Raw genomic sequence first — 22,302 nt, 5'->3', positions numbered from 1 at the left:
CGGCGTTTTCCGGCCATGACGATCGTACCGCCCAAAAACAAAGCAAAGCCTACCCCGGACCGTGCCTTCGACCGGCGCGACAGGCTCATTCTCGCCCTTTATGCCCAGCTCAAAGCAGAACGCCAGACCCGTGAGGCGTTGGAGTGGTCGATCGCAAACGGCGTCCTGTCGCGCGACGTGCTGGAGGCGATGGCATCAGACCCGGCCCCTGCCATTACCAGTGAAGATATCTCTGCAATCGAGCGACTGATGGCGCGTGACGGACGCAGCAAAGGCGCCCGGCATTGAAAAAGGCCGGACCGTCCATCTTTGACGTCTGATCAGGTTTCGCCGAGAAACTTCTTTCCCAAGGCTTCGGGAAGGCGTCGCGGGCGGCCATTGCCATTGATGACCGCAATGATCACTTTCGCGGCGATCAGCAGCGTTCCCTCGCGTCTGATTTCCTGTTGGAGAACCATCTTGGCGCCACCGGCCTTTTGCGTTTCGGTGGTGATGGTCAGGATATCGTCCATGCGCGCCGGCGCCTTGAAATCGATTTCCATGCGGTGCACGACGAACACCAGCCCCTCTCTATCGCCCTCGATCGCCAGCGTCGCCTGCTCGACGCCGAGCAAGCGCAGATAGTCGGTACGGGCCCGCTCCATGAAATGCAGGTAGCGGGCGTGATAGACGACACCGGAAAAATCCGTGTCCTCGTAATACACGCGCTGAATCAGCCTGTGGCCGTGCTCGGTCAGTTCGCCGGAAAGCGCAATCAGGGTCATCTCATGCCTCAGATTTTTTGGTCCGAGGCGGTGACTATCATTGACAACGCGGCTGTAAAAGGCCCTGCGGGCTACCGACGGCTCAGGAATGAAGCTCCGCTTTCTCTCTGCTGACCCAATCCCGGCCTGCATCGCCACCCCAAAGCAGCCACGCGATATAACCGGGGGACGGATCGCTATCGTTTCCGAAGTCGGGACCCTGTTTGTCGACGGCGTGACGGGAAAAGAAGCTTACCATGCGCTTGATCGTATCGTCGGAAACGGCTCTGCGGTTCTTGAGGTCGCGAGCACGCGCCACTCCGACCTGCGTGCCGCCGCGATGAAACTTCCGGCGCAGGGCCAGCCCCTTTTCCGCCGCCTTCGCGACAGCTGCGGGCGGGATATGTCCACCTGAATTGCTCATGATGCTCTCGAGATTTCCGACGCGCTTTTCAGCACGCGACCGCCGTCTTCTTGCAGGATGAGGTAGGCCGGTTCGTCGCGGCTGGCCTTTCGCTTGATCTTTTGCCCCTTGATGGTGCGTTCCACATCCTGGGTAAAGATTTCCGACACTTTGCCCTCGGCATGTCCGCGACCCCATTCCCAGGTTACGCGGGTACCTTCTCTGATCGACGCCATCTGCATTCTCCTTGTTGATGACAAAGGAATGCACACGGTCCGGCGAGGTTCCCGATGATCGCCCGCCTTCAGTTGGGATCGGGTGGATTGACTAGCGGTCGAGGTTGCCGTCGTCCCAGATGAGATGCTGCGGCGCCACCGGCAGGTTTTCGATCTGTTCGGCGATGAAATAGGGCGGGATATCCAGCTCCGTCAGCGATTGGCGCGTCGCCTTCGCCCATTTGAACTCAAGATCGTTCTTGCCGTCTTTCAGGCGATGGATGATATCCGTGGGATGGAAGGGCAGGCTATCCGGCAGCTCCATGAGGTAGTAGAAGCCGATTTCGTGATAGTCGCGCTTCTCGTAATGGAAGAAATTCTCGACCGTCCAGAGCATGCGCCCGACCTTCACGGTCACGCCCAGCTCCTCCATCATTTCCCGCTCAAGCGTCTCGGCCGACGTCTCGCCAATCTCGGCCCGACCGCCCGGAAAGGTCCAGAAATTCTCGTGGGTCGCCCGGTGCACCAGCACATATCCATCCCGAAAACCGAGCCCGGCAATGCGGAAGTTGAAGCGGCCGGGCTTCGCATCGATGCGGATCATCTTCCGCTTCTGCTCGTCCTTGCCCATCAGTCGTCTTCCTGGAAAAGCCGGAACTGGGTAGCCTCCAGGTCCTTCGGCACCGTCAGGCCCAGATGTTTCCAGGCGTTGGCCGTCAGAACGCGGCCGCGCGGCGTGCGCTGGATAAAGCCCTGCTGGATCATGTAGGGCTCGATAATGTCCTCGATCGCATCGCGCGGCTCCGAAAGGCCGGCCGCAATCGTCTCGATACCGACCGGCCCACCGCCGAAATTCAGCGCGATCATCGTCAGGTAACGCTTGTCGAGCTGATCGAAACCCATGTTGTCGACGAGCAGCCGCGTCAGGGCTTCGTCCGCAATCTGCTTGGTAACGGCTTCCGCCTTGGCAACCTCGGCAAAATCGCGCACCCGGCGCAACAGTCGCCCCGCGATACGCGGCGTACCACGGGAACGCCGGGCAATTTCGCGCGCGCCCTCGTCGGTCATGCCGAGCCCCATAAGCCGCGCCCCGCGACGTACGATCGATTCCAGTTCCTCGACCGTATAGAAACTCAAGCGCACCGGAATGCCGAAACGATCCCGCAACGGCGTCGTCAGAAGTCCGAGCCGGGTGGTGGCAGCAACGAGCGTGAACTTCGACAGATCGATCTTCACCGACCGCGCCGCCGGCCCCTCGCCGATGATCAGATCGAGCTGGAAATCCTCCATGGCTGGATAGAGGATTTCCTCGACCGCCGGGTTGAGGCGATGGATTTCATCGATGAAGAGAACATCGCGCTCTTCGAGATTGGTGAGCAACGCCGCGAGATCGCCCGCTTTGGCAATGACGGGGCCGGAGGTCGAGCGGAAATTGACGCCCAGTTCCTTCGCCATGATCTGCGCCAGCGTCGTCTTGCCAAGCCCTGGCGGACCGACAAACAGCACATGATCCAGCGCCTCGCCACGGTTCTTCGCCGCCTCGATGAAAATCTTCAGGTTGGCGCGCGCCTCCGCCTGCCCCGTGAATTCGTCAAGCGACTGCGGGCGCAGCGTCGTATCGATATCCTCGCCGCGCTTTTCAGGGGTCACGAGGCGGGCGGGATCATTCATGTGAGACGTTCCATTCCAGGTATGTTGCGGGCAGCCTTCGCATCGAAGGTCTTCACCGAGATGCAGCCCTCTTCGATCGAGCGACAGGCAATCAGCGCATCGGCAAAATCCGCATTACTTTTTTCCACCAACCGGAGGGCTTTGAGAACCAGCGTATGATCTTCGACGACCAGCCCACGTGTGTGAAGCAACCGGTCTATGGCGAGAACAACATGCCGTTTTTCGTAGCGATATTGTGATCTTAACGCCCAATCGAGCTCCAGAAGACTAACCACCGTGACGAAAGCCGAGTAGTCCTGTCCCAGTCCTTGGCCGAATTTCAACGCCGCTTTCCGCTGCACCGGGTCATCATCGACAAACAGACGCAGCACAACATTGGTATCGAGCCCAAAAACAGTCATGCTGCAGCATCCGAATGAACATCGTCATCCGTATCGATCACATTCGTTCCACCGGCGTTCAGAACCGACCCATCGATCTCGTCAATGCTCGCCCGCCCTCCAGGCGGTGTCCCGAGCAACCCAGCCAACTCGTTGAAATCCAGGTTCTTCGGCGTAACGACCACTTCTCCGTCTATGAACGAGTAGATGAGTTGATCGCCCGGACGCAAGTTTAAAGCTTCCCGCATTTCTTTGGGGATCGTAACCTGTCCTTTCGACGAAAGCGTAAGCTCCCAAAACATCGAATAATTCCTAAAAAAGTCACTTTGACGGAAACTTTACCAAATTTCCGTCGGTTCGCAAATATCTACCGCGAAAGCTCTTTCAACCCAAGCCGGATCAGCTTGGCGCTGTCGGTCCCCTCGCCGCCGTTCTTCAAGGCGGCTGCAACGGCGTTGGCGGCCTGATCGCGCGAGTAACCGAGATTTGTCAGCGCCGAGACGGCATCGGCGACGGGTGCCGCGGCAACCCCTTCCCCAAGCTCCTGCTTCAGGCCGATATTCGACCCGGCCTCGCCGGCAAAGGCCGGAGCCTTGTTCTTGAGTTCCGTCACGATGCGCACGGCGACCTTTGGCCCCACGCCGGGCGCACGCGAAACCGACGTCTTGTCCTGAAGCGCGATCGCGTTGGCAAGCTCGCCAGGCGTCAGCACGGACAATACGGCGAGCGCCACCTTGGAGCCGACACCCTGAACGCTCTGCAAAAGGCGAAACCATTCCCGCTCCAGCGCTGTCAGGAAGCCGAAAAGCCGAAGCTGGTCTTCGCGAACGTATGTCTCGATGAAGAGGACGGCGGCTTCCCCAGACGATCCGAGCTTCGAAAGCGTGCGCGCCGAGCAGTAAGCGACATAGCCGACGCCATGCACATCCAGAACCACATGATCATCACCGATCTCGTCGATCGTTCCCTTGAGCTTGCCGATCATCTGTCCCTCATGGATAAAGTGTTTGCGGGCGGCATCTTGCCCTATACGGCAAGCGCTGCAAGCCGCGACGTCATGGCCTGCCGGTTGTGCGCATGGCAGATGGCGATGGCGAGCGCATCGGCCGCGTCGTTGCCCTTGAAAACGACCTTCGGCATCAGGACTTTCAGCATCATGTGAATCTGCTGCTTTTCGCCATGGCCAACACCGATGACCGCCTTTTTGACCGCATTCGGCGCATATTCGGCAACCTTCAAACCAGCCCGGGCCGGCACCAGCATGGCGATGCCACGCGCTTGCCCAAGCTTCAGCGTCGCCACGGCATCCTTGTTGACGAAGGTTTGCTCGACAGCCGCTTCATCCGGCTTATAGGTGTGGATCACCTCTGCCAGACCGTCATGCAGTTGGCAGAGCCGTGACGCCAAATCCATGTCACCATCGGAGGTGACCGTGCCGGAAGCGACGAAGCGCAGAGAGTTGCCCAGCGTATCGACAATCCCCCAGCCGGTGCGGCGCAGGCCGGGATCGATGCCAATGATGCGAATCGTATTCGTCATGCCGAAAACCCTAATGTGATCCACCGGAAGCTGCCAGCAAAATGTGAACAAAACAAAAACAAATCACAGGCTTTACCGCGGCAAGACGACGGCCGAATGTGCAGGCCTCGCCTTGGATTTGCGCTGCGAGCACTTACATGAGGAGAAATATCTTCTTTTCAGAGGCATGACGATGATCCCCTTTTCCATCCTCGACCTTTCGCCGATCACGCAAGGCTCGACCGTTTCGCAAGCCCTGGCCAACTCCCGCAGACTGGCGCAGGAGGCGGAAGCCGAAGGCTACAAGCGCTTCTGGCTCGCCGAGCACCACGGCATGAAAGGCATTGCCAGTGCGGCGACCGCGATCGTCATTTCCCATGTGGCGGCGGGCACCAGCACGATCCGCGTCGGCTCCGGCGGCATCATGCTGCCAAACCATTCGCCGCTGGTGATTGCAGAACAGTTCGGCACGCTGGCCGCCCTTTATCCCGGCCGTATCGATCTGGGCCTCGGTCGCGCACCGGGTACGGACATGCGCACGGCTTCCGCTCTTCGCCGCAATATGGAAGCGAGCGCCAACAATTTCCCGAACGATGTCGTCGAGTTGCAGGCGCTGCTCGGACCGGTCGGCGAAAACCAGGGCCTGATCGCCATTCCCGGCGCCGATACCAATGTGCCGATCTGGCTGCTCGGCTCCAGCCACTTCAGCGCCCATCTCGCCGGCATGCTCGGCCTGCCCTTTGCCTTTGCCTCGCATTTCGCGCCGGACATGCTGATGTCGGCATTGGAAATCTACCGCGAACGTTTCGAGCCGTCGGAATATCTGGATCAACCCCATGCCATGGTCGGCATCATGGGTGTCGCGGCCGACACAGATGATGAGGCGAATTACCTGTTCACCTCCATGCAGCAATCCTTCGTGGCGCTGCGCCGCAATGCGCGTGGCCAATTTCCGCCGCCGGTCGATAGCATGGATGGTCTCTGGCACGAATCCGAAAAGGCGTTCGTCGATCAGGCCATGACCTATGCCGTCGTCGGCGGGCCGGAGACGGTGGAGAGGAAACTCAAGACCTTCATCCGCAACACCGGCGCGGACGAACTCATCGTTTCCATGCCTATCTTTGACATGGATGCGCGGCTGAAATCCGTTCGACTATTTGCGGATGCCCAGAAGCGGCTCGCAGCAGCAGATGGACGGGATGCTGCCTGAGCCTTTTTGACGACTTCACTCTGCGTCAGAAGGCGGCGGCAAAACACATAACACGAGTATTCCCACGGGGCCGGAGCAAACACAGAAGGTAGCCCAAAAGAGTCTACTACGACCCTTCGCCCCTGCAATGCGCTTGCCCGCGTATCCACACAGGGCAGCGAATACAAACAACAATGCAGTGCCTACGTGCTCCATATGTTGTTGGTATCGCACCCGCTGATTTGCCGCAACTTGGATGATATCTGCAAAATAAAAAGCCCGCTCCGGATATCCGGGCGGGCTTTTTTCATGAAAGGTATTTCACCGAAATCAGGCGGAAAGCTTCGCCATCACTTCGTCGGAAACTTCGAAGTTGGTGTAGACGTTCTGCACGTCATCATCATCTTCCAGCGTGTCGATGAGCTTCATCAGCGACTGCGCCTTTTCTTCATCGACCGGCACAGTGTTCTGGGCGCGCCAGATGGCCTTGACGGTTTCGGCTTCGCCGAGCGTCGCTTCGAGCGCCTTGGAAACGTCGCCGATGTCTTCGAAACCGCAGATGATCGAATGACCGTCCTCGTCCGTCGTCACATCTTCGGCGCCGGCTTCGATAGCCGCTTCCATGACCTTGTCCGCGTCACCGACCGACAGCTTGTAGGTGATTTCACCGACGCGATCGAAGGAGAAGGACACCGAGCCGGTTTCGCCCAGTGCACCGCCGGCCTTGGTGAAGGTGGAGCGGACGTTGGAGGCGGTGCGGTTGCGGTTGTCGGTCAGCGCCTCGACGATGACGGCAACGCCGCCCGGCCCATAACCTTCGTAGCGGACCTCATCATAGTTCTCGCCATCGGCACCGGCAGCCTTCTTGATGGCGCGCTCGATGTTGTCTTTCGGCATGGACTGAGCCTTGGCGTTCTGAACGGCCAGGCGCAGGCGCGCGTTCATCGTGGGGTCGGGCAGACCGGTCTTGGCGGCAACGGTGATTTCGCGGGCGAGCTTTGAGAACATCTTGGAGCGGACCGAGTCCTGCTTGCCCTTGCGGTGCATGATGTTCTTGAACTGTGAATGGCCGGCCATGGCGCCCTCTTTGCAATGCTTGTCGTGTCAGGATTGGGCCGCCTTATAGTTTCATCGGCGCTTTTCGTCCAGCAGGTGAAGATTTTTTAGTTCGCCTCGATGCGGGCGCGGCTAAGGAAGAACGAATGGCCGTCATCACGTTCGCAAGCAAGCCCCTTTCGGGTCGAGAGGCAGGTAAACGGTCCAGCCGACCAGCGCTGGCCGTAATCCAGCACCGGTCCTGCGGAACAGCAGCTGGGATCACCCACATTCTTCAGGAGACGCCCCGGCCCGTTTCCGGAAAGCACGGCGCGCACATAAAGCGGCTCCACGCGGTCACAGGCCAGTTCGGGGCCGCCGTCCGCGGGTACGTATACGGCCGTCCCGCCTTCTGGCGTATAAATGCAGCCGATATTTCCGGAGGGAAGAACAAATTCTTCCTGCTCGCCCATCGGGTCGAGTGACTCGGGCGCGGATTTGGTCGTGCCCCCTTCCGCCGTCGGCATGCGTGGCGGCGGCACGCCTTCGGCCTGCGCGCTCCAGGGGCAACCGAGCAACATGATCAGTGCGAGCGCGCGAAGCCGCATCGGGCAATCTCCAGTATCAGACGCCCTTGAGAATATAAATCAGGGGCTTGCCTGGCAAGGAGCGCAGAGAGACGACGACATTGTCGCTGTCGGCAAAAGAGCGGTCGAACTTGTCGTCGAACATGGAAAGGAAAGTGTCGATCGGAGGCCCGCGCCGGTGCATGGGCAGGATAAGGGCCGAACGCAGACGGCTGACCACCCGGCTCATGCTTTCCGCGCCCATGGTCAGGCCACCATCGACCGGAACCATCAGGACATCGAGCCGGCCGATTTCGGCATAGTGGCTGTCGTCAAGCTCATGGTGGAGATGACCGAGATGGCCGATGCAGAGCCCGGCGACTTCGAAGATGAAGATCGAATTGCCATTCGGCTCCATCGCGCCGTAGCCGGAGCGGATGTCGGTTGTCACATTGCGGATATAGGCGTCACCGACGACGAGATCATGATCGGCAGGCCCGCCATCGTCGCCCCAGCCATGCAGCACATGCTTGATTGCGGGATCGGGATTGAGCGTGAAATGGCTGGAATGTGCCTTGTTCATGGTCGCAACCGTCGGCATCCGCGGCGGCGTGTACCAACCATTATAATCGGTGGCGATCGCAACCCCGCCAGGTGTCTCGATCAGGAAGGTCGAGTGCCCGACATAGGTGATCGTAACCTCTTCCCCTGCCGCCTGCACGGGAACCGCCGAGGGTGCAAAGCTTGCGAATGTGGCGGAGGGAAGGGTTCCGGCGATCGCCTGGCATTGGCTGACCATCGGCGCCGCCGTCTGGGCGTGAGCCCCCATCGGCAGGAGAAAATGCAAAACGGCAATGGCGACATATGTGTAGATGGCAGAACGCAGCATCATGCACCTCGCTTGCAAGGGATTTGCAGGGCGCAGGATAGGCGAGATGTCGTTGAGGTAAAGCGCGATCGGGACGCAGGGATTTCACAATCGCGTCATCTACAGGTCGGCAGTTGCCTTTCTTAGCGCGTCATTCATGCGGGCTTGCCATCCTTTGCCGGTCGCCTTGAATTTTTCGACAACATCCGTATCGAGCCTGATGGAAATTTGCTGCTTGCGACGTTCAGCCACCGGGCGACCGCGCGACTTGCGCAATGACTGCATCAATTCCGGAAAAACCTCGGAAAATGGACGCGCAACCCGCATTTCTTCAGCCGTCCACTCTTCGTCATCGGGGTGAGGGAGTTCCATCTCGTGATCGGATGTTTCACTCGAGTTCGCCTGAACGGACGAAATCTTCGAGCGCTTAGCGTTGGTCATACAGCAAACGCTCCTTCTTGCTAGCCGGGCGCATCGAGATCAACGAGAGCCCTTCCTCGCCCAGTTGAAAGAAAACGACAGACGTCAGTCCGTCGCGAAATGGGCCTATTGCTTTAAACCGGCGCGCCTTTGCAGCGACCACGATAGCAGCTTCGAAAAATGCGAGATCGATCTCGGCAAAATCCAAGGCATGCTTTGCGATATTGGAAAGCCGCTTGCTCTCATCATACACAATCTTCATAATTTTTGTATCACACTAAATCAGAAGACCGGTTGCGAAAATCATTTCCAAAAAGAAGGAATCGTTTCCGCGAGCCTTGGACCTATGCGCAAGGGAGCGACCGCTTCGGCAAGACCCGTGCGGTCGGAAATCTCGACCCCGACGCCGCAGATCGTTGCCGGGCCGGAGGCCGCCTCGAAGCGGCCCTTCGGCATTTTCGAAATGAAGCGGTTGAGCGGTTCTTCCTTTTCCATGCCGAGCGAACTGTCGTAGTCGCCACACATGCCGGCATCGCTCATATAGGCCGTGCCGCCGTTGAGGATCTGATGATCGGCGGTCGGCACATGCGTATGGGTGCCGACGACGAGGCTTGCGCGACCGTCCACGAAATGGCCGAAACACTGCTTTTCGCTCGTCGCTTCCGCGTGGAAATCAAAAACGATGGCATCCGCTTGCTCCTTCAGCGGGCAGGCCGCAAGGATCGCCTCGGCCGACTTGAAGGGATCGTCGAGCTCGGGATGCATGAAGACGCGGCCCATGATGTTGGCGACCAGCACGCGCGCACCGTTGCGGGCAAAATAAAGATTGGAACCGCGACCCGGCGTACCGGCCGGATAGTTTGCGGGGCGCAGGAACTGGTCGTGCCGCTCGCAAAACACCACCGCTTCCTTTTGGTCCCAGACGTGATTGCCGGTGGTCACGACATCGGCACCGGCGTTGATCGTCTCGAGAAAGATTTCCTCGGTGATACCGAACCCGCCGGCGGCATTCTCGCCGTTGACGATGACAAAATCGAGCTTCAGGTCGCTGACGAGGCCCGGCAATCGATCCCAGACCGCCGTGCGGCCTGTCTTGCCCACCATATCGCCCAGAAACAGAAGTCTCATTTCGCAGTCCCCGATTCAAAAACCTTCAAGCCGCTTTCCGTCAGCATGGCGTCCAGCGCCACATCATGCGGTTCGGCGGGCACTGATGCCACTTCCTGGCAGTCGAATGCAATGCCGATGAGCTTCGGCATCTTGCCTTTTGCTCTGAGGCGCTCGATTGCCCGATCATAATAGCCGGCACCGTAGCCGATCCGGTGGCCGCTGCCGTCGAAGGCGGAAAGCGGAACGAGCATGATATCGGGTTCGAGTTCGGCGGCCTCCGGGCCGGGGCCAGATGTGCCAAAGCCGGTTTCGATCATGCCGGAGGGCTGCGAAAACTCGCGGAAGACGATCGTCTGCTTGTCGATGATCGCCGGCAGGCAAAGGCGGGCGCCACGCTGCTGCAGCTTTGTCATCAGCGGCCGCACATCGATTTCGGACCGGATCGGCCAGAAGCCGGAGACGACGGTGCCCGGCGAAAAGGGGATCGCCTCTCCGCCATATTGAAGAATGGCAAGACTTGCCTCTCTCCGCTGGTCGGCATGGAGCGCGTCGCGCAGCGCAAGCCGCTCCTTGCGCAATTGGTTTTTCAGTTCCCTGGGTGTCACCGCGATAAGGCCTCTGATGTCATTGTGCTTTGCAGATGCTCTGCCCGAAGCCTGCAAACTGCGAAACTTTTCAAAATCGCGCAACGTCTTGATCGAAATGAAACGGAGTTAGCGGTCTGTTCATCATGCCTTACGGTTCCGCTGTCAAAACGGCACATGCGGGGGCAATAAGGCCCCGTATTCAAAAAATGGCTCAGTGGTCGCGATGATTCGCGGAGAGCCTCCGACACAGGAATGACTTGTCCATGAAGGACGAATTGCTTCACCCGCTCGATGCGCTCGAACTGCGCTGCCTTTCGCTGGCAGCCAGTGGCAGAACCCGCGAAGACATTACCCGCGAAACCGATATCTCGCACGAACGCGTCGATGAGGCCTTCCAGTCGGCGATGCGCAAGCTTCAGGCCGACAATGTCGCGGAAGCAATTTTCCGCGCCGCGCGCATGGACCTGATTTCCTGAGATTGGGAATGCCCATGCCGCGTGCATGGGTGAGATGAAGTGCGATCCACGACGACCGATGGAGATTTACGATCCTGGGTGCCTACAAACGTAGGTGGGCGCCATATGTCCAGGCCCACGAGCCTGGTCAGGGACAGCTCCCGTTGGATCGAGTATGGCCCCAGGGATTGTGGTTCCTGTCGGGAAGCGCAGACCGCAAAACGAATATAGTGAGGTTTGAGGCTGAGCGCCAGTGCGCGGCGCGAACTAATCGAAACGAGCGTTCAATCGAGAAGAATGCTCAGGCGGCAGGCTTCGCGGAAGGCGTGTTGACCTTGGCAACGATGCCGTGGATCTGCGCGGTCACTTCCGACAGCGCCGTGGCGAGAACCTCTTCAGCCTTAGCCTGATCGGACAGCACGTCGTCGCGCGCGCGTTTGAGATTGTCGACCTCGATCTCCAGCGCCTTCAGGCGCCGGTTCACCTCGCTGAGTTCGTCCATCACCATGATACCGGCCATGACCGTCAGCCGGAGATCCCCGATCTCTCCGAACTGGCTCTTGAGATGGCCAACATATTGATCGAAGCGGTTCGCAAGGTCTTCAAGATGGCTTTCCTGCCCTTCTTCGCAGGCCATGCGATAGGCTTTGCCGTCGATCGTTACCGTTACCTGCGCCATGCTAACCCTAACCCTTCTGGCTACTCTACCGGTCCAGCACCGCCCTGATGGTTTCCATCGCCGTCACAAGGCGGCGGGAAACCTCGCGGTTGACCTCTTCCAGCCGGTTGGCGCGGAATTGAGACTGGTCGAGTTCCTGTGCGAGACGCGACCGGTCGGTGTTGACGCGACGAACCTCGCTCTCGATCTCCGTGTGATCGACCTCACGGTCGAAACGCCGGTCGATGGCACTGTCCAGACCGGCCACGGCGCTGCGCAATTCCTCGATCGCTGCCCTGACTGTCTTTGCTGCCGTCATCTTGCCCTTCCGGCCCGCGTCGAATCGGCGCACTGGCCTCGCATATCCGTGGTCCCGATTCTATTAAACCCATTCCAACGGCAGGAACAACGGCAAGCGCGCCATCCCGCGGTGGAAGCTGTGGATCATGGCGCATTTAAATCGATTCGCATCGTTTGACGGGCATCATCCGGTTTTCCGTTTGCCCGGCCCGAAAAAGCGTCTTGAAGCCGTCAAAAAAGGGCGTTTTTATTGACTCCGACGAAGCAGGTGCTATGTGTCAGCCGCTTCTGATACGGTCTTTGGAGGATAGAGACCGTTCCCCTGTCCACGAACTCAAGCGGAACAGTCTATGATCTCTCGCGAAAAACACGACCGGATGGCAAATGCGATCCGATTCCTCTCTATGGATGCCGTCGAAAAGGCAAACTCCGGTCACCCGGGCCTGCCGATGGGCGCAGCCGACGTGGCAACGGTTCTATTCTCCCGTTACCTGAAATTCGATCCGAAGGCGCCGCTCTGGGCCGACCGTGACCGCTTCGTGCTGTCCGCCGGCCATGGCTCGATGCTGCTTTACTCGCTGCTCTATCTGACGGGCTACGAGGACATGACCGTCGAGGACCTGAAGCAGTTCCGCCAGCTCGGCTCGAAGACCGCCGGCCATCCGGAATACGGCCATGCCTCGGGCATCGAAACCACCACCGGCCCGCTCGGCCAGGGCATTGCCAATGCCGTCGGCATGGCGATCGCCGAGCGCAAGCTCGAAGAAGAGTTCGGCTCCGACCTACAGAACCACTACACCTATGTCCTGTGCGGCGACGGCTGCCTGATGGAAGGCATCAGCCACGAAGCCATCGCGCTGGCCGGCCACCTGAAGCTCAACAAGCTGGTCCTCTTCTGGGACGACAACAACATCACCATCGACGGCGCTGTGTCGCTGTCGGACTCGACCGACCAGATCGCCCGCTTCCAGGCCGTCCACTGGAACACGATCAAGGTTGACGGCCACAACCCGGATGAGATCGCAGCCGCGATCGAAGCCGCCCACAAGTCGGAACGCCCGACCTTCATCGCGTGCAAGACCACCATCGGCTTTGGCGCCCCGAACAAGGCCGGCACCCACAAGGTTCACGGCTCGCCGCTCGGCGCAGACGAAATCGCAGCGACCCGCAAGGCGCTGAACTGGGAAAGCCCGGCGTTTGAGACCCCGGCCGACGTTCTCGAAGCCTGGCGCGCTGCCGGCACCCGCTCTGCCGATGCCCGCAAGGCATGGGAAGATCGCCTTGCAGCGACCGAAGAAACCAAGAAGTCCGAGTTCACCCGCCGCTTTGCCGGCGAACTGGTCAGCGGCTTCGATGCCGCAATCGACACCTACAAGAAGAAGCTCGCTGAAAACCCGCCGACCGTTGCCACCCGCAAGGCCTCGGAAGATGCGCTTGAAGTCATCAACGGCGTTCTGCCGGAAACGCTGGGCGGCTCCGCCGACCTGACGCCGTCGAACAACACCAAGACCAGCCAGATGAAGTCGATCACCCCGACCGATTTCTCCGGCCGCTACATGCACTGGGGCATCCGCGAGCACGGCATGGCAGCTGCCATGAACGGCGTTGCGCTGCACGGCGGTTTGATCCCCTACTCCGGCGGCTTCATGATCTTCTCGGACTATTGCCGTCCGTCGATCCGCCTTGCCGCTCTCATGGGCATCCGTGTCATCCACGTCCTGACCCATGATTCGATCGGCGTCGGCGAAGATGGACCGACCCACGAGCCGGTCGAGCATATGGCCGCGCTCCGCGCCATCCCGAACCTTCTGATGTTCCGTCCGGCAGACGCGGTTGAAACTGCCGAATGCTGGCAGTTGGCGCTTCAGAACCAGCATCGGCCGTCCGGTCTGGCGCTCACCCGCCAGAACCTCGCGCCGTCGCGTCTGGACTATGTCGCCGAAAACCTCAGCGCCAAGGGTGCCTACGAACTCGTTGCCGCCGACAATGCCAAGGTTTCGATCTTTGCGTCCGGCTCCGAAGTCGAGCTGGCAGTCAAGGCCGCCGCCGAGCTGAAGGGCAAGGGCATCGCCGCCCGCGTCGTGTCCGTTCCCTGCGTCGAGCTCTTCGACGAACAGCCGGACGACTACAAGAAGGCCGTTATCGGTACGGCGCCGGTCAAGATCGGTGTCGAAGCCGCCGTCCGCCAGGGCTGGGACAAGTTCATCGGCGCTGACGGCACCTTCATCGGCATGCACTCCTTCGGCGCCTCCGGCCCCGCCAAGGACCTGTTCAAGCACTTCGGCATCACCGTGGAAGCGATCGTCGCTGCCGCTGAAGCCAAGGCTGCTTAAAACAACTGTGCGGAGCGCGTTCTAATAGCGCGCTCCGACCCGCCTTCCCAAGAACCGTTTACAGGGAGATCCCCGCAATGACAGTGAAAGTCGCCATCAACGGATTTGGTCGTATCGGCCGCAACGTTCTCCGTGCCATCGTCGAATCCGGCCGCACCGACATCGAAGTCGTCGCCATCAACGACCTCGGCCCGGTCGAGACCAACGCCCACCTGCTGCGTTACGATTCGATCCACGGCAAGTTCCCGGCCGACGTGAAGGTCGAAGGCGACACCATCATCGTGGCCGGCGGCAAGCCGATCAAGGTGACCGCGATCAAGGACCCGGCAACGCTGCCGCATGGTGAAATGGGCGTCGATATCGCGCTCGAATGCACCGGCATCTTTACCGCCCGCGATAAGGCTGCTTCCCACCTGACGGCCGGCGCAAAGCGCGTCATCATCTCGGCTCCGGCTGACGGTGCTGACCTGACTGTCGTCTTCGGCGTCAACCACACCGAACTGACCAAGGATCACCTGGTCATCTCCAACGCCTCCTGCACCACGAACTGCCTGGTTCCGGTCGTCAAGGCGCTGGACGATGCTGTCGGCATCGATCATGGCTTCATGACCACGATCCACTCCTACACCGGTGACCAGCCGACGCTCGACACCATGCACAAGGATCTGTACCGCGCCCGCGCCGCAGCCCTGTCCATGATCCCGACCTCGACCGGCGCTGCCAAGGCCGTCGGCCTCGTGCTGCCGCACCTCAAGGGCAAGCTCGACGGCACCTCGATCCGCGTTCCGACCCCGAACGTCTCGGTCGTCGACTTCAAGTTCGTCGCCAAGCGCGACACGACGGTTGCCGAAATCAACGGCGCGATCAAGGCTGCTGCCGATGGCGCGCTCAAGGGCATCCTCGGCTACACCGACGAGCCGCTGGTGTCGCGTGACTTCAACCACGACAGCCACTCCTCGATCTTCGCAAACGACCAGACCAAGGTCCTCGAAGGCAAGTTCGTTCGTATCCTTTCCTGGTACGACAACGAGTGGGGCTTCTCCAACCGCATGGCCGACACGGCCGTTGCGATGGCAAAGCTGATCTAAGACCATGTTTCGCGCCCTTTCCCCGACCACGGCCCGCTGGCGCCCGCTGGAGGGAGAAGGGATCGAGCATCTGGATCTGGCTCCGCACGCAGATGGCATCCGTGCCGCAAGCGTGCTGATCGGAGAGCGCGGCGGCCGCCGTTACGGCGTCCGCTATATCATCGATTGCAGCGCCCATTGGGCCGTGCTGTCCTTCGGTGTCGAAACCACGGACGGCATGAGACTGGCACTTTCATCCGACGGAAACGGCCACTGGCGCAATGAAGCCGGCGTTCCGCTCCCCCAATTCGATGGCTGCATCGATATCGATCTGGCCGGAACACCTTTCACCAACAGCCTGCCGATCCGTCGCCTTGCGCTTGAAGCCCAGGACGGCACCGTATCGCTCTCCATGCTCTACGTGCCCTTCGACACGTTCGAACCCTTGGTGGACGAACAGCGCTACACCTGCCTCACGGATGAACAGCTCTACCTCTACGAAAGCGGCGACCGCAGCTTCAAGGCCGAGCTTCCCGTCGATGAAGACGGGCTGGTGATGGATTACCCCACCCTTTTCAAAAGACTTTGACCGGAGAAAACTGATGACCTTCAAGACCCTCGACGATCTCACCGATATCACCGGCAAGCGCGTGCTCGTGCGCGTCGATCTCAACGTTCCGGTCAAGGACGGCAAGGTGACCGATGCCACCCGCATCGAACGCGTCGTGCCGACCATTCGCGAACTCTCGGAAAAAGGCGCCAAGGTCATCCTGCTCGCCCATTTCGGCCGCCCGAAGGGTGAGCCGGTCGCCGATATGTCGCTCTCCTTCATCGCACCGGCCGTCGAGGATATCCTCGACCACCGCGTCGCCTTCGCCGCCGACTGCATCAGTGAGAAGGCGGCAACGGCGATCGCCGCCATGAACAACGGCGATGTGCTGCTGCTCGAAAACACCCGCTTCCACAAGGGCGAGGAAAAGAACGACCCGGATTTCATCAAGGCGCTGGCCGCCAATGGCGACATCTATGTCAACGACGCCTTCTCCGCCGCCCACCGCGCGCACGCCTCCACCGAAGGCCTCGCGCAGGTGCTGCCCGCTTACGCCGGCCGCACCATGCAGGCCGAGCTGGAGGCTCTGGAAAAGGGCCTTGGCAATCCCAAGCGCCCGGTCGTTGCCATAGTCGGCGGCGCCAAGGTCTCGACCAAGATCGACCTGCTGATGAACCTCGTGAAGAAGGTCGATGCCCTCGTGATCGGTGGTGGCATGGCCAACACCTTCATCGCCGCTCGCGGCACCAATGTCGGCAAGTCGCTCTGCGAGCATGATCTGGCCGATACCGCCAAGAAGATCATGATCGAGGCGGCTTCCGCCGGTTGCGCGATCGTGCTGCCGGTCGACGGCGTCGTCGCCCGCGAATTCAAGGCCGGCGCCGACAACGAAACCGTCGATATCGACGCGATCCCGGCCGATGCCATGGTGCTCGATGTCGGCCCGAAGTCGATCGCGGCTGTTAATGAATGGGTTTCCAAGGCCGAAACACTGGTCTGGAACGGCCCGCTCGGCGCCTTCGAAATCGCGCCCTTCGACAAAGCGACGGTTGCCGTTGCCAAGCACGCGGCCGCCCGCACCAAGAGCGGCGCGCTGATCTCGGTCGCCGGCGGCGGCGACACGGTTTCGGCCATGAACCATGCCGGCGTTGCCGACGATCTCACCTATGTCTCGACCGCCGGTGGCGCGTTCCTGGAATGGATGGAAGGCAAGCCACTTCCTGGCGTCGACATCCTCAATCAGGCGAAATAACAGCCGATCCAGATTTAAACGATTTAAACCCCGGCCCTCAGCCGGGGTTTTTGCTTCTGTGGATCACCAACGAAATAGCGATGCCTTTTCAATCGATTAAAATAATTTCAATCGTTTTAAATATTTTAATTTTTGTTTGACCCGCCTTATTCTTCTGCTATCCGCAAAGACCTCGCGTATAACAGGAGAACGCCAAATGAGCGAAAGACTGGAAGACATCGCCGCCGCCATGGTCGCCAAGGGCAAGGGCCTGCTGGCCGCAGACGAATCCACGGCCACGATCGGCAAGCGCTTCGACACCATTGGCCTGGAGTCCACCGAAACGTCCCGTCGCGATTATCGCGAGATGCTGTTCCGCACCGACGACGCCATGAAGTCCTGTATCTCCGGCGTCATCCTCTATGAAGAAACCCTGTTTCAGAAGGCTGCCGACGGCACGCCTTTCGTCGATGTGATCCGCGCTGCCGGCTCTCTTCCCGGCATCAAGGTCGATACCGGCGCGAAGCCGCTCCCGAACTTCCCCGGCGAAACCATCACCGAAGGCCTTGATGGCCTCGCTGGCCGCCTGAAGACCTATTACGATGCCGGCGCCCGCTTTGCGAAATGGCGCGGTGTGATCTCGATTTCCGACACCCTGCCGAGCCGGGGCGCCGTGCGCGCCAACGCGCAGGCGCTCGCCCGCTACGCCGCCCTTTGCCAGGAAGCCGGCATCGTGCCGATCGTCGAACCGGAAGTGCTGATGGACGGCACGCCGGGCGATCATTCGATCGAACGTTCGCAGGAGGTGACGGAAGCCACCCTGCGCGTCGTGTTCGAAGAACTGGCGGAAGCCCGCGTGAAGCTCGAAGGCATCATCCTGAAGCCGAGCATGGTCATCGACGGCAAGAAGAACCGCAAGGCGTCCGTTGCAGACGTGGCCGCGCGCACCGTGGAAGTTCTGAAGCGCACCGTTCCATCAGCGGTGCCCGGCATCGCCTTCCTCTCCGGTGGCCAGTCGACCGAGGAAGCAACCGCGCATCTGTCCGCAATGGTCGGCGGTTACACCCTGCCCTGGGGCATGACCTTTTCCTATGGTCGCGCCCTGCAGGCGGAAGCGCTCAACGCTTGGGGCGGCAAGCCTGAAAACGTCGCTGCCGGCCAGCGCGCCTTCCTCCACCGTGCCCGCATGTGCAGCCTCGCAGCCGTCGGCGGCTGGAAGAAGGACCTCGAGAAGGCCGCCTGATCTGTTCAGGGAGGAGAGAGAGGCCCGGTCTGCGAAAGCGGCCGGGCTTTTCAGTGGGCGGTCTCCAGATGCAAAAAACCCGGCCACTGGCCGGGTTCGGAACATCGATCCCTGAGAAACAATCAGTTGTTGCCGAAAGCCGTCTGCAGCAGGTTGAGCTGCGCTTTTACGCCGTTCTGGTTGTCCGGAACGAAGTTCGAAGCTTCCTGCGGGCGGTAGATTTCGCGGTCAAGCAGGGCAACGCGATTTTGGAGGCGCAGCGAACGCTCGATCAGATCGCGGAAGCCTTCCGGCATCTCGTTCCAGCCCGGCGCGTTGCGATCGACGTTGAAGCTGTCGAGGCGAACCTTGCTCTTTTCCGAAATAACCTGGTCGCGGCTCATCTCGCCATTGTTGACGGCACGCTGAAGCAGCAGCCAGGACGCCATCTGCATCAGGCGGGTCGTGAGACGCATGGATTCGGCTGCATAAAGCACCGATGCCATGCGCGGCAGAACCTTGGATGCAGCACGGCCGGGACCGTCGAGATAGCTCGCTGTCTCTTCCACGAGACCCATGCCTTCCGCATACAGCGCCTTGAACTGCGCCGAAGCCGCAGCATGGCCAGCGAAACTCACGGTGTTCAATCCCCGCTCGGACATGGTCACAAATCCCTGTTAAACGCTTCAACTTGATCAGGTAACGAGCAATGCGACGAAATGTTTCCGTCTCTCGTTTTCTTGTTTCAACCATGATCTCATAGACCATTTCGCGCAAGTGCATTCTTAAGAAAGGGTTAATCTCCACACTTCTTTGGCCTGTGTGGAAAAAAACCAAAAAAAAGAGCCGCGAAAGCGGCTCTCAAGGTAAAACAGGGAGAAAAATCAGACCATTGCCGATCGGGAAATTGTCTGAATCCGGAGCGATCCGGATGTCCCAGTAATATATTGTAATGCTTAACGAAGGCTTACATTGACCAGAATCACGATGAATTGATTCTTGTGGCCACGCGGAAAGTGTTCGCTTTCCTTTCGTCCGCGCAGGTAAGTCTTCGGCTGTCCTGAAACGGCGCGTATTTTGCCAAAACCACCGTCGTCAACGGCGGAAAAAACTTTCCGCAGCTGATTTGCTTGCCGACTTTTCCTCCCGCGCCGCTTCCAGCCGCGCGATTTCCTGCTGCAGCAAACCGATTCGGTGGTTCAATTCGTCCACCGAAAGCTGGGAAAGATCGCTGCCGATCTCATGGACAGGGACCTTCTTCGCAGCAGCGTCGTCAAACAGACTCATGAGCGTGCCTCCTTACCGGCTTCCTGCGGTGCGTCTGCCTCGTCCTCGAACGGAGCGGCACGCGGAGAAAGCTGCAGACTTTCCGGCGTGGTCAACGTGCCGGGATTAATAGTCGAATAGGCATCGCGCTCGCTGACGGGAATGGGCGCACGCATCCGGCTGCGGAAGATCGCGTAGATGGCGATCAGGATATGGGCGCAGGCCGTGATCATGAACAATCCGTAAGGCCCCATCACCGTCATGATCGGACCGCCGATCGTCGGACCGATGATCGTGCCAATGCCGTAGAGCAGCAGCAGGCCGCCGGAAATCTTGACGAAATCCTCCGACGAGGCAAAGTCGTTGGCGTGCGATACGGCGATCGGATAGAGCGCGTTCGCCGTCGCGCCGTAAATGCCGACGAACGTGATGAGCAGCACAACCCCCGACGGCTCGACCAGATAGATCAAAAGGCCCGCCACCGCCGCGATCGCGGAAAGACCAGCCAGCACGTAGCGTCGATCCATCTTGTCGGACAGCCGGCCGGCCGGAAACTGCATGATCGCACCCGCGAAGATGACGGTGCTGACCATCAGCGCGACATCGCTATCCGTCAGCCCTACCTGTCGGCCGAAAACGGCGCCGAGCGTGCCGTAGGCGCCGTTGGCGATGCCCACCAGAAGAATGCCGAGGAACGAGACAGGCGAGTTCTTGTAAAGACCGCGAAGATCGAGCGACACCTGCTTCAAGGGCTGCGGCGTATCGGCCGTGGAAAGCAGGGTGGGCAACATGGCAAGGCAATAAACGATACCGCAGATCATGAAGAACAGCGCCGTGTTGGTATCGCCGAACGGAATGAACATCTGCCCGGCAACCACGCCGAACAGGGTAATCGCGATGTAGAGCGAGAAGATCGCGCCACGGCTTTCATTGGTGGCGCGTTCGTTCAGCCAGCTTTCGATGATCATCGAGGTGCCGGCGGTGGAAAAGCCGGTAAAGGCGCGCAGCACGACCCACCAGATCGGATCGACCAGAATACCCGTCAACAACGCAATGATCGCCAGAAGCGAGGCAAAGCCGCTGAAGGCGCGAACATGGCCGGCGCGGCGCACGACCGCCGGCGCCATCAGGCAGCCGAGAACGAAGCCCGTTGCCCAGGATGTACCGAGCAGACCGAGCAAGGTCGCCGAATACCCCTCCGTCGTGCCGCGCATCGGCAAAAGCAGGCTGTGCAGGCCATTGCCGAGAAATAGAAACAGCGTTCCAAGCAGCAGCGAGGCGACAGGCAAAAGGTTCTTTTTCATGTGAAATCCGCTGGTTCCGGGCGCGTCCGGAAAAATTAGGGCGATGTGGCGGTAAATGCCAGTCGTAAAATCATATATGTCGGAGATTGCAAATTTCGGTCGCAACGCATAGCCCTGGCATGAGCAGAAAAGCAGCCGCAAGGCTGTCTCGCGACGCAATGTCCGCCGACCGGAAATCCGATGCCGAAAATCCTTACGCTCCTGTTCCTGCTGATGATGGCAGTCCATATCCTCAAGCCGATCGGCCTGCCGGGACTGAGACGCCGCAGGGATTTCTGGAAGATTGCTGTGGCGGCGATCGCGGCCATGATGCTGACGGTGTTCGTGCGCCCTTGAGGCGCCGCTGTCGAACCACGGGGCGAAAAGGGCCGGAAACGGCGGGGGGACTGGATGTACCGCTTCCGGCCATAGGGTTTCGGGGCCTTGGCATGAAGGTCGGGAGAAGGGACGTTCACCGCCCGCACCGCCTTGGCTGATCCGATGAGACCGTTCTATTCCCGCCAAGCTGAACGCAGCCGGAACCGGGTGTTCATCCTGCGTTTATGAAAGGATTTTGACGCTGCGCGGCGGGTCTTGAACCCGGCGCATACCGTTCCCATCTTCATTCCACGGGCGCCGAAGACGGGCCCGTTCACCGGTTCCGCCATCGCCGCAGTCGGGGTGACGGAATCAAAAGATCGCAAACCAGTTGCTCTTTTGGAGGACACCATGCGTCACGTTGATTTTTCCCCTCTCTATCGTTCCACCGTCGGCTTCGACCGGCTCTTCACCATGCTCGACAGTCTGGGCCAGCCCGACCAGTCGCAGACCTATCCGCCCTACAACATCGAGCGGACAGGCGAGAACACCTACCGGATCACCATGGCCGTTGCCGGCTTCGACGAAACCGAGCTTTCGATCGAAGCGCGCGAGCACACGCTGACCGTCAAGGGTGAAAAGAGCGACGACAAGGCCGCTGAAAACCAGTTCCTCTATCGCGGTATCGCCAAGCGTGCTTTCGAGCGCCGCTTCCAGCTCGCCGATCATGTAGAAATCCAGTCCGCTTCGCTGAAGCACGGCCTGCTCCACATCGACCTCCTGCGCGAGATCCCGGAAGCCGCCAAGCCCCGCAAGATCGACATCGTCGCTGCAGCCTCGCAGCCGAAGCAGATCGAGGCGACCCAGATCGAGGGCTCGGCCAACTAAGCGGTTAAGACTTGGAATGAAGAAAG

At 60.0% G+C, this 22,302-nt stretch carries 31 protein-coding genes and 1 other RNA gene; 10 read left to right on the top strand and 22 right to left on the bottom strand.

All coding sequences use genetic code 11. The features are described from left to right. Nucleotides 1-15 precede the first annotated feature (15 nt). The gene (locus tag BLX89_RS12985) at nt 16-288 is read left to right on the top strand and encodes a hypothetical protein (RefSeq protein WP_075291541.1); all 273 of its coding nucleotides are present in this window, start codon (nt 16-18) and stop codon (nt 286-288) included. A gap of 32 nt (nt 289-320) precedes the next feature. Here the strand turns inward: BLX89_RS12985 and ybgC are convergent, their stop codons facing one another. The 9 genes from ybgC to ruvC all read right to left on the bottom strand — a co-directional run bounded on the left by ybgC (nt 321) and on the right by ruvC (nt 4,951). Next, nucleotides 321-764: a tol-pal system-associated acyl-CoA thioesterase gene (gene ybgC / locus BLX89_RS12980; RefSeq protein WP_075291326.1), complete on the bottom strand. Its 444-nt coding sequence runs from the start codon at nt 762-764 to the stop codon at nt 321-323. An 82-nt stretch (nt 765-846) separates the two neighbouring features. Then, nucleotides 847-1,167, bottom strand: a complete 321-nt coding sequence (locus BLX89_RS12975) for a hypothetical protein (RefSeq protein WP_075291325.1) — start codon at nt 1,165-1,167, stop codon at nt 847-849. Continuing rightward, nucleotides 1,164-1,382: a hypervirulence associated TUDOR domain-containing protein gene (locus tag BLX89_RS12970; protein WP_083637477.1), complete on the bottom strand. Its 219-nt coding sequence runs from the start codon at nt 1,380-1,382 to the stop codon at nt 1,164-1,166. The genes BLX89_RS12975 and BLX89_RS12970 overlap by 4 nt, the downstream gene beginning before the upstream one ends. A 91-nt stretch (nt 1,383-1,473) precedes the next feature. Then, nucleotides 1,474-1,992: an NUDIX hydrolase gene (locus tag BLX89_RS12965; protein WP_075291323.1), complete on the bottom strand. Its 519-nt coding sequence runs from the start codon at nt 1,990-1,992 to the stop codon at nt 1,474-1,476. Further along, complete coding sequence (gene ruvB, locus BLX89_RS12960; RefSeq protein ID WP_075291322.1) at nt 1,992-3,032, bottom strand: Holliday junction branch migration DNA helicase RuvB; 1,041 nt, start codon at nt 3,030-3,032, stop codon at nt 1,992-1,994. Before ruvB ends, BLX89_RS12965 begins: the two co-directional genes overlap by 1 nt. Beyond that, on the bottom strand, nt 3,029-3,433 hold the full coding sequence (locus BLX89_RS12955; protein ID WP_075291321.1) for a type II toxin-antitoxin system VapC family toxin: 405 nt from the start codon (nt 3,431-3,433) through the stop codon (nt 3,029-3,031). Before BLX89_RS12955 ends, ruvB begins: the two co-directional genes overlap by 4 nt. Further along, nucleotides 3,430-3,714 (bottom strand): AbrB/MazE/SpoVT family DNA-binding domain-containing protein, encoded by a 285-nt coding sequence (locus tag BLX89_RS12950; protein WP_075291320.1) that lies wholly within the window; start codon nt 3,712-3,714, stop codon nt 3,430-3,432. The genes BLX89_RS12955 and BLX89_RS12950 overlap by 4 nt, the downstream gene beginning before the upstream one ends. A gap of 65 nt (nt 3,715-3,779) precedes the next feature. Continuing rightward, entirely contained in the window at nt 3,780-4,397 is a 618-nt protein-coding gene (gene ruvA, locus BLX89_RS12945; RefSeq protein ID WP_075291319.1) for a Holliday junction branch migration protein RuvA, read from the bottom strand. Nucleotides 4,398-4,438: 41 nt separating this feature from the next. After that, entirely contained in the window at nt 4,439-4,951 is a 513-nt protein-coding gene (gene ruvC, locus BLX89_RS12940) for a crossover junction endodeoxyribonuclease RuvC (RefSeq protein WP_075291318.1), read from the bottom strand. A 172-nt stretch (nt 4,952-5,123) separates the two neighbouring features. Here ruvC and BLX89_RS12935 point away from each other — a divergent pair, with 172 nt between their 5' ends. Next, a complete protein-coding gene (locus BLX89_RS12935) occupies nt 5,124-6,140 on the top strand; it encodes an LLM class flavin-dependent oxidoreductase (RefSeq protein ID WP_075291540.1) in 1,017 nt (338 codons plus the stop codon). Between the two features lie 309 nt (nt 6,141-6,449). Here the strand turns inward: BLX89_RS12935 and BLX89_RS12930 are convergent, their stop codons facing one another. The 7 genes from BLX89_RS12930 to BLX89_RS12900 form a co-directional block, all read right to left on the bottom strand. After that, a complete protein-coding gene (locus tag BLX89_RS12930) occupies nt 6,450-7,196 on the bottom strand; it encodes a YebC/PmpR family DNA-binding transcriptional regulator (protein ID WP_075291317.1) in 747 nt (248 codons plus the stop codon). Between the two features lie 86 nt (nt 7,197-7,282). Next, complete coding sequence (locus tag BLX89_RS12925) at nt 7,283-7,762, bottom strand: hypothetical protein (protein WP_245292822.1); 480 nt, start codon at nt 7,760-7,762, stop codon at nt 7,283-7,285. A gap of 16 nt (nt 7,763-7,778) precedes the next feature. Continuing rightward, nucleotides 7,779-8,612 (bottom strand): MBL fold metallo-hydrolase, encoded by an 834-nt coding sequence (locus BLX89_RS12920; protein WP_075291316.1) that lies wholly within the window; start codon nt 8,610-8,612, stop codon nt 7,779-7,781. Nucleotides 8,613-8,708: 96 nt separating this feature from the next. Next, on the bottom strand, nt 8,709-9,029 hold the full coding sequence (locus BLX89_RS12915; RefSeq protein WP_075291315.1) for a BrnA antitoxin family protein: 321 nt from the start codon (nt 9,027-9,029) through the stop codon (nt 8,709-8,711). Beyond that, nucleotides 9,016-9,270, bottom strand: coding sequence for a BrnT family toxin (locus BLX89_RS12910; protein WP_075291314.1), 255 nt, complete (start codon nt 9,268-9,270; stop codon nt 9,016-9,018). The genes BLX89_RS12915 and BLX89_RS12910 overlap by 14 nt, the downstream gene beginning before the upstream one ends. A gap of 41 nt (nt 9,271-9,311) precedes the next feature. Further along, nucleotides 9,312-10,136, bottom strand: a complete 825-nt coding sequence (locus BLX89_RS12905; protein ID WP_075291313.1) for a TIGR00282 family metallophosphoesterase — start codon at nt 10,134-10,136, stop codon at nt 9,312-9,314. Then, a complete protein-coding gene (locus BLX89_RS12900; protein ID WP_075291538.1) occupies nt 10,133-10,723 on the bottom strand; it encodes a 5-formyltetrahydrofolate cyclo-ligase in 591 nt (196 codons plus the stop codon). Before BLX89_RS12900 ends, BLX89_RS12905 begins: the two co-directional genes overlap by 4 nt. 245 nt (nt 10,724-10,968) lie before the next feature. Between BLX89_RS12900 and BLX89_RS12895 the strand changes: the two genes are divergently transcribed. Continuing rightward, nucleotides 10,969-11,181 (top strand): LuxR C-terminal-related transcriptional regulator, encoded by a 213-nt coding sequence (locus tag BLX89_RS12895; protein WP_075291312.1) that lies wholly within the window; start codon nt 10,969-10,971, stop codon nt 11,179-11,181. Between the two features lie 39 nt (nt 11,182-11,220). Here the strand turns inward: BLX89_RS12895 and ssrS are convergent. The 3 genes from ssrS to BLX89_RS12880 form a co-directional block, all read right to left on the bottom strand. Then, nucleotides 11,221-11,379, bottom strand: a non-coding RNA gene (gene ssrS / locus BLX89_RS12890) — 6S RNA. Nucleotides 11,380-11,461: 82 nt separating this feature from the next. Beyond that, on the bottom strand, nt 11,462-11,839 hold the full coding sequence (locus tag BLX89_RS12885) for a cell division protein ZapA (protein WP_075291311.1): 378 nt from the start codon (nt 11,837-11,839) through the stop codon (nt 11,462-11,464). 25 nt (nt 11,840-11,864) lie between these two features. Next, complete coding sequence (locus BLX89_RS12880) at nt 11,865-12,137, bottom strand: DUF4164 domain-containing protein (protein ID WP_075291310.1); 273 nt, start codon at nt 12,135-12,137, stop codon at nt 11,865-11,867. Nucleotides 12,138-12,468: 331 nt separating this feature from the next. On the opposite strand from BLX89_RS12880, the gene tkt reads away from it, so the two are divergent. The 5 genes from tkt to BLX89_RS12855 all read left to right on the top strand — a co-directional run bounded on the left by tkt (nt 12,469) and on the right by BLX89_RS12855 (nt 18,542). Further along, complete coding sequence (tkt, locus tag BLX89_RS12875) at nt 12,469-14,451, top strand: transketolase (RefSeq protein ID WP_075291309.1); 1,983 nt, start codon at nt 12,469-12,471, stop codon at nt 14,449-14,451. A 77-nt stretch (nt 14,452-14,528) separates the two neighbouring features. Continuing rightward, nucleotides 14,529-15,539: a type I glyceraldehyde-3-phosphate dehydrogenase gene (gene gap, locus BLX89_RS12870; RefSeq protein WP_075291308.1), complete on the top strand. Its 1,011-nt coding sequence runs from the start codon at nt 14,529-14,531 to the stop codon at nt 15,537-15,539. Nucleotides 15,540-15,543: 4 nt separating this feature from the next. After that, entirely contained in the window at nt 15,544-16,107 is a 564-nt protein-coding gene (locus tag BLX89_RS12865) for a putative glycolipid-binding domain-containing protein (RefSeq protein WP_075291307.1), read from the top strand. Between the two features lie 10 nt (nt 16,108-16,117). Then, complete coding sequence (locus tag BLX89_RS12860; protein ID WP_198935150.1) at nt 16,118-17,320, top strand: phosphoglycerate kinase; 1,203 nt, start codon at nt 16,118-16,120, stop codon at nt 17,318-17,320. 196 nt (nt 17,321-17,516) lie between these two features. Then, nucleotides 17,517-18,542, top strand: coding sequence for a class I fructose-bisphosphate aldolase (locus tag BLX89_RS12855; protein WP_075291305.1), 1,026 nt, complete (start codon nt 17,517-17,519; stop codon nt 18,540-18,542). Nucleotides 18,543-18,664: 122 nt separating this feature from the next. Here BLX89_RS12855 and rcdA read toward each other — a convergent pair whose 3' ends face one another. The 3 genes from rcdA to BLX89_RS12840 all read right to left on the bottom strand — a co-directional run bounded on the left by rcdA (nt 18,665) and on the right by BLX89_RS12840 (nt 21,091). Continuing rightward, on the bottom strand, nt 18,665-19,183 hold the full coding sequence (gene rcdA / locus BLX89_RS12850) for a protease adaptor protein RcdA (RefSeq protein WP_075291304.1): 519 nt from the start codon (nt 19,181-19,183) through the stop codon (nt 18,665-18,667). Between the two features lie 433 nt (nt 19,184-19,616). Next, a complete protein-coding gene (locus BLX89_RS12845) occupies nt 19,617-19,808 on the bottom strand; it encodes a DUF1192 domain-containing protein (protein WP_075291303.1) in 192 nt (63 codons plus the stop codon). Then, nucleotides 19,805-21,091 (bottom strand): MFS transporter, encoded by a 1,287-nt coding sequence (locus tag BLX89_RS12840; RefSeq protein ID WP_075291537.1) that lies wholly within the window; start codon nt 21,089-21,091, stop codon nt 19,805-19,807. Before BLX89_RS12840 ends, BLX89_RS12845 begins: the two co-directional genes overlap by 4 nt. 180 nt (nt 21,092-21,271) lie before the next feature. Between BLX89_RS12840 and BLX89_RS24800 the strand changes: the two genes are divergently transcribed. Both BLX89_RS24800 and BLX89_RS12835 read left to right on the top strand, forming a co-directional pair. Then, nucleotides 21,272-21,427, top strand: coding sequence for a hypothetical protein (locus BLX89_RS24800; RefSeq protein WP_198935146.1), 156 nt, complete (start codon nt 21,272-21,274; stop codon nt 21,425-21,427). 372 nt (nt 21,428-21,799) lie between these two features. After that, nucleotides 21,800-22,276, top strand: coding sequence for an Hsp20 family protein (locus BLX89_RS12835; protein WP_075291536.1), 477 nt, complete (start codon nt 21,800-21,802; stop codon nt 22,274-22,276). Nucleotides 22,277-22,302 lie beyond the last annotated feature (26 nt).

The organism is Pararhizobium arenae, from assembly GCF_001931685.1.
GTDB classification, from domain to species: domain Bacteria; phylum Pseudomonadota; class Alphaproteobacteria; order Rhizobiales; family Rhizobiaceae; genus Pararhizobium; species Pararhizobium arenae.
The sequence above is the reverse complement of the archived record's forward strand: the minus strand, read 5'-3'. Positions and strand labels throughout refer to the sequence as shown.

Coding starts and splice junctions, on each gene's coding strand:
- BLX89_RS12985 (WP_075291541.1), top strand. CDS start 16: ATGACGATCGTACCGCCCAAAAACAAAGCAAAGCCTACCCCGGACCGT.
- ybgC (WP_075291326.1), bottom strand. CDS start 764: ATGACCCTGATTGCGCTTTCCGGCGAACTGACCGAGCACGGCCACAGG.
- BLX89_RS12975 (WP_075291325.1), bottom strand. CDS start 1,167: ATGAGCAATTCAGGTGGACATATCCCGCCCGCAGCTGTCGCGAAGGCG.
- BLX89_RS12970 (WP_083637477.1), bottom strand. CDS start 1,382: ATGGCGTCGATCAGAGAAGGTACCCGCGTAACCTGGGAATGGGGTCGC.
- BLX89_RS12965 (WP_075291323.1), bottom strand. CDS start 1,992: ATGGGCAAGGACGAGCAGAAGCGGAAGATGATCCGCATCGATGCGAAG.
- ruvB (WP_075291322.1), bottom strand. CDS start 3,032: ATGAATGATCCCGCCCGCCTCGTGACCCCTGAAAAGCGCGGCGAGGAT.
- BLX89_RS12955 (WP_075291321.1), bottom strand. CDS start 3,433: ATGACTGTTTTTGGGCTCGATACCAATGTTGTGCTGCGTCTGTTTGTC.
- BLX89_RS12950 (WP_075291320.1), bottom strand. CDS start 3,714: ATGTTTTGGGAGCTTACGCTTTCGTCGAAAGGACAGGTTACGATCCCC.
- ruvA (WP_075291319.1), bottom strand. CDS start 4,397: ATGATCGGCAAGCTCAAGGGAACGATCGACGAGATCGGTGATGATCAT.
- ruvC (WP_075291318.1), bottom strand. CDS start 4,951: ATGACGAATACGATTCGCATCATTGGCATCGATCCCGGCCTGCGCCGC.
- BLX89_RS12935 (WP_075291540.1), top strand. CDS start 5,124: ATGATCCCCTTTTCCATCCTCGACCTTTCGCCGATCACGCAAGGCTCG.
- BLX89_RS12930 (WP_075291317.1), bottom strand. CDS start 7,196: ATGGCCGGCCATTCACAGTTCAAGAACATCATGCACCGCAAGGGCAAG.
- BLX89_RS12925 (WP_245292822.1), bottom strand. CDS start 7,762: ATGCGGCTTCGCGCGCTCGCACTGATCATGTTGCTCGGTTGCCCCTGG.
- BLX89_RS12920 (WP_075291316.1), bottom strand. CDS start 8,612: ATGATGCTGCGTTCTGCCATCTACACATATGTCGCCATTGCCGTTTTG.
- BLX89_RS12915 (WP_075291315.1), bottom strand. CDS start 9,029: ATGACCAACGCTAAGCGCTCGAAGATTTCGTCCGTTCAGGCGAACTCG.
- BLX89_RS12910 (WP_075291314.1), bottom strand. CDS start 9,270: ATGAAGATTGTGTATGATGAGAGCAAGCGGCTTTCCAATATCGCAAAG.
- BLX89_RS12905 (WP_075291313.1), bottom strand. CDS start 10,136: ATGAGACTTCTGTTTCTGGGCGATATGGTGGGCAAGACAGGCCGCACG.
- BLX89_RS12895 (WP_075291312.1), top strand. CDS start 10,969: ATGAAGGACGAATTGCTTCACCCGCTCGATGCGCTCGAACTGCGCTGC.
- BLX89_RS12885 (WP_075291311.1), bottom strand. CDS start 11,839: ATGGCGCAGGTAACGGTAACGATCGACGGCAAAGCCTATCGCATGGCC.
- BLX89_RS12880 (WP_075291310.1), bottom strand. CDS start 12,137: ATGACGGCAGCAAAGACAGTCAGGGCAGCGATCGAGGAATTGCGCAGC.
- tkt (WP_075291309.1), top strand. CDS start 12,469: ATGATCTCTCGCGAAAAACACGACCGGATGGCAAATGCGATCCGATTC.
- gap (WP_075291308.1), top strand. CDS start 14,529: ATGACAGTGAAAGTCGCCATCAACGGATTTGGTCGTATCGGCCGCAAC.
- BLX89_RS12865 (WP_075291307.1), top strand. CDS start 15,544: ATGTTTCGCGCCCTTTCCCCGACCACGGCCCGCTGGCGCCCGCTGGAG.
- BLX89_RS12855 (WP_075291305.1), top strand. CDS start 17,517: ATGAGCGAAAGACTGGAAGACATCGCCGCCGCCATGGTCGCCAAGGGC.
- rcdA (WP_075291304.1), bottom strand. CDS start 19,183: ATGTCCGAGCGGGGATTGAACACCGTGAGTTTCGCTGGCCATGCTGCG.
- BLX89_RS12845 (WP_075291303.1), bottom strand. CDS start 19,808: ATGAGTCTGTTTGACGACGCTGCTGCGAAGAAGGTCCCTGTCCATGAG.
- BLX89_RS12840 (WP_075291537.1), bottom strand. CDS start 21,091: ATGAAAAAGAACCTTTTGCCTGTCGCCTCGCTGCTGCTTGGAACGCTG.
- BLX89_RS24800 (WP_198935146.1), top strand. CDS start 21,272: ATGCCGAAAATCCTTACGCTCCTGTTCCTGCTGATGATGGCAGTCCAT.
- BLX89_RS12835 (WP_075291536.1), top strand. CDS start 21,800: ATGCGTCACGTTGATTTTTCCCCTCTCTATCGTTCCACCGTCGGCTTC.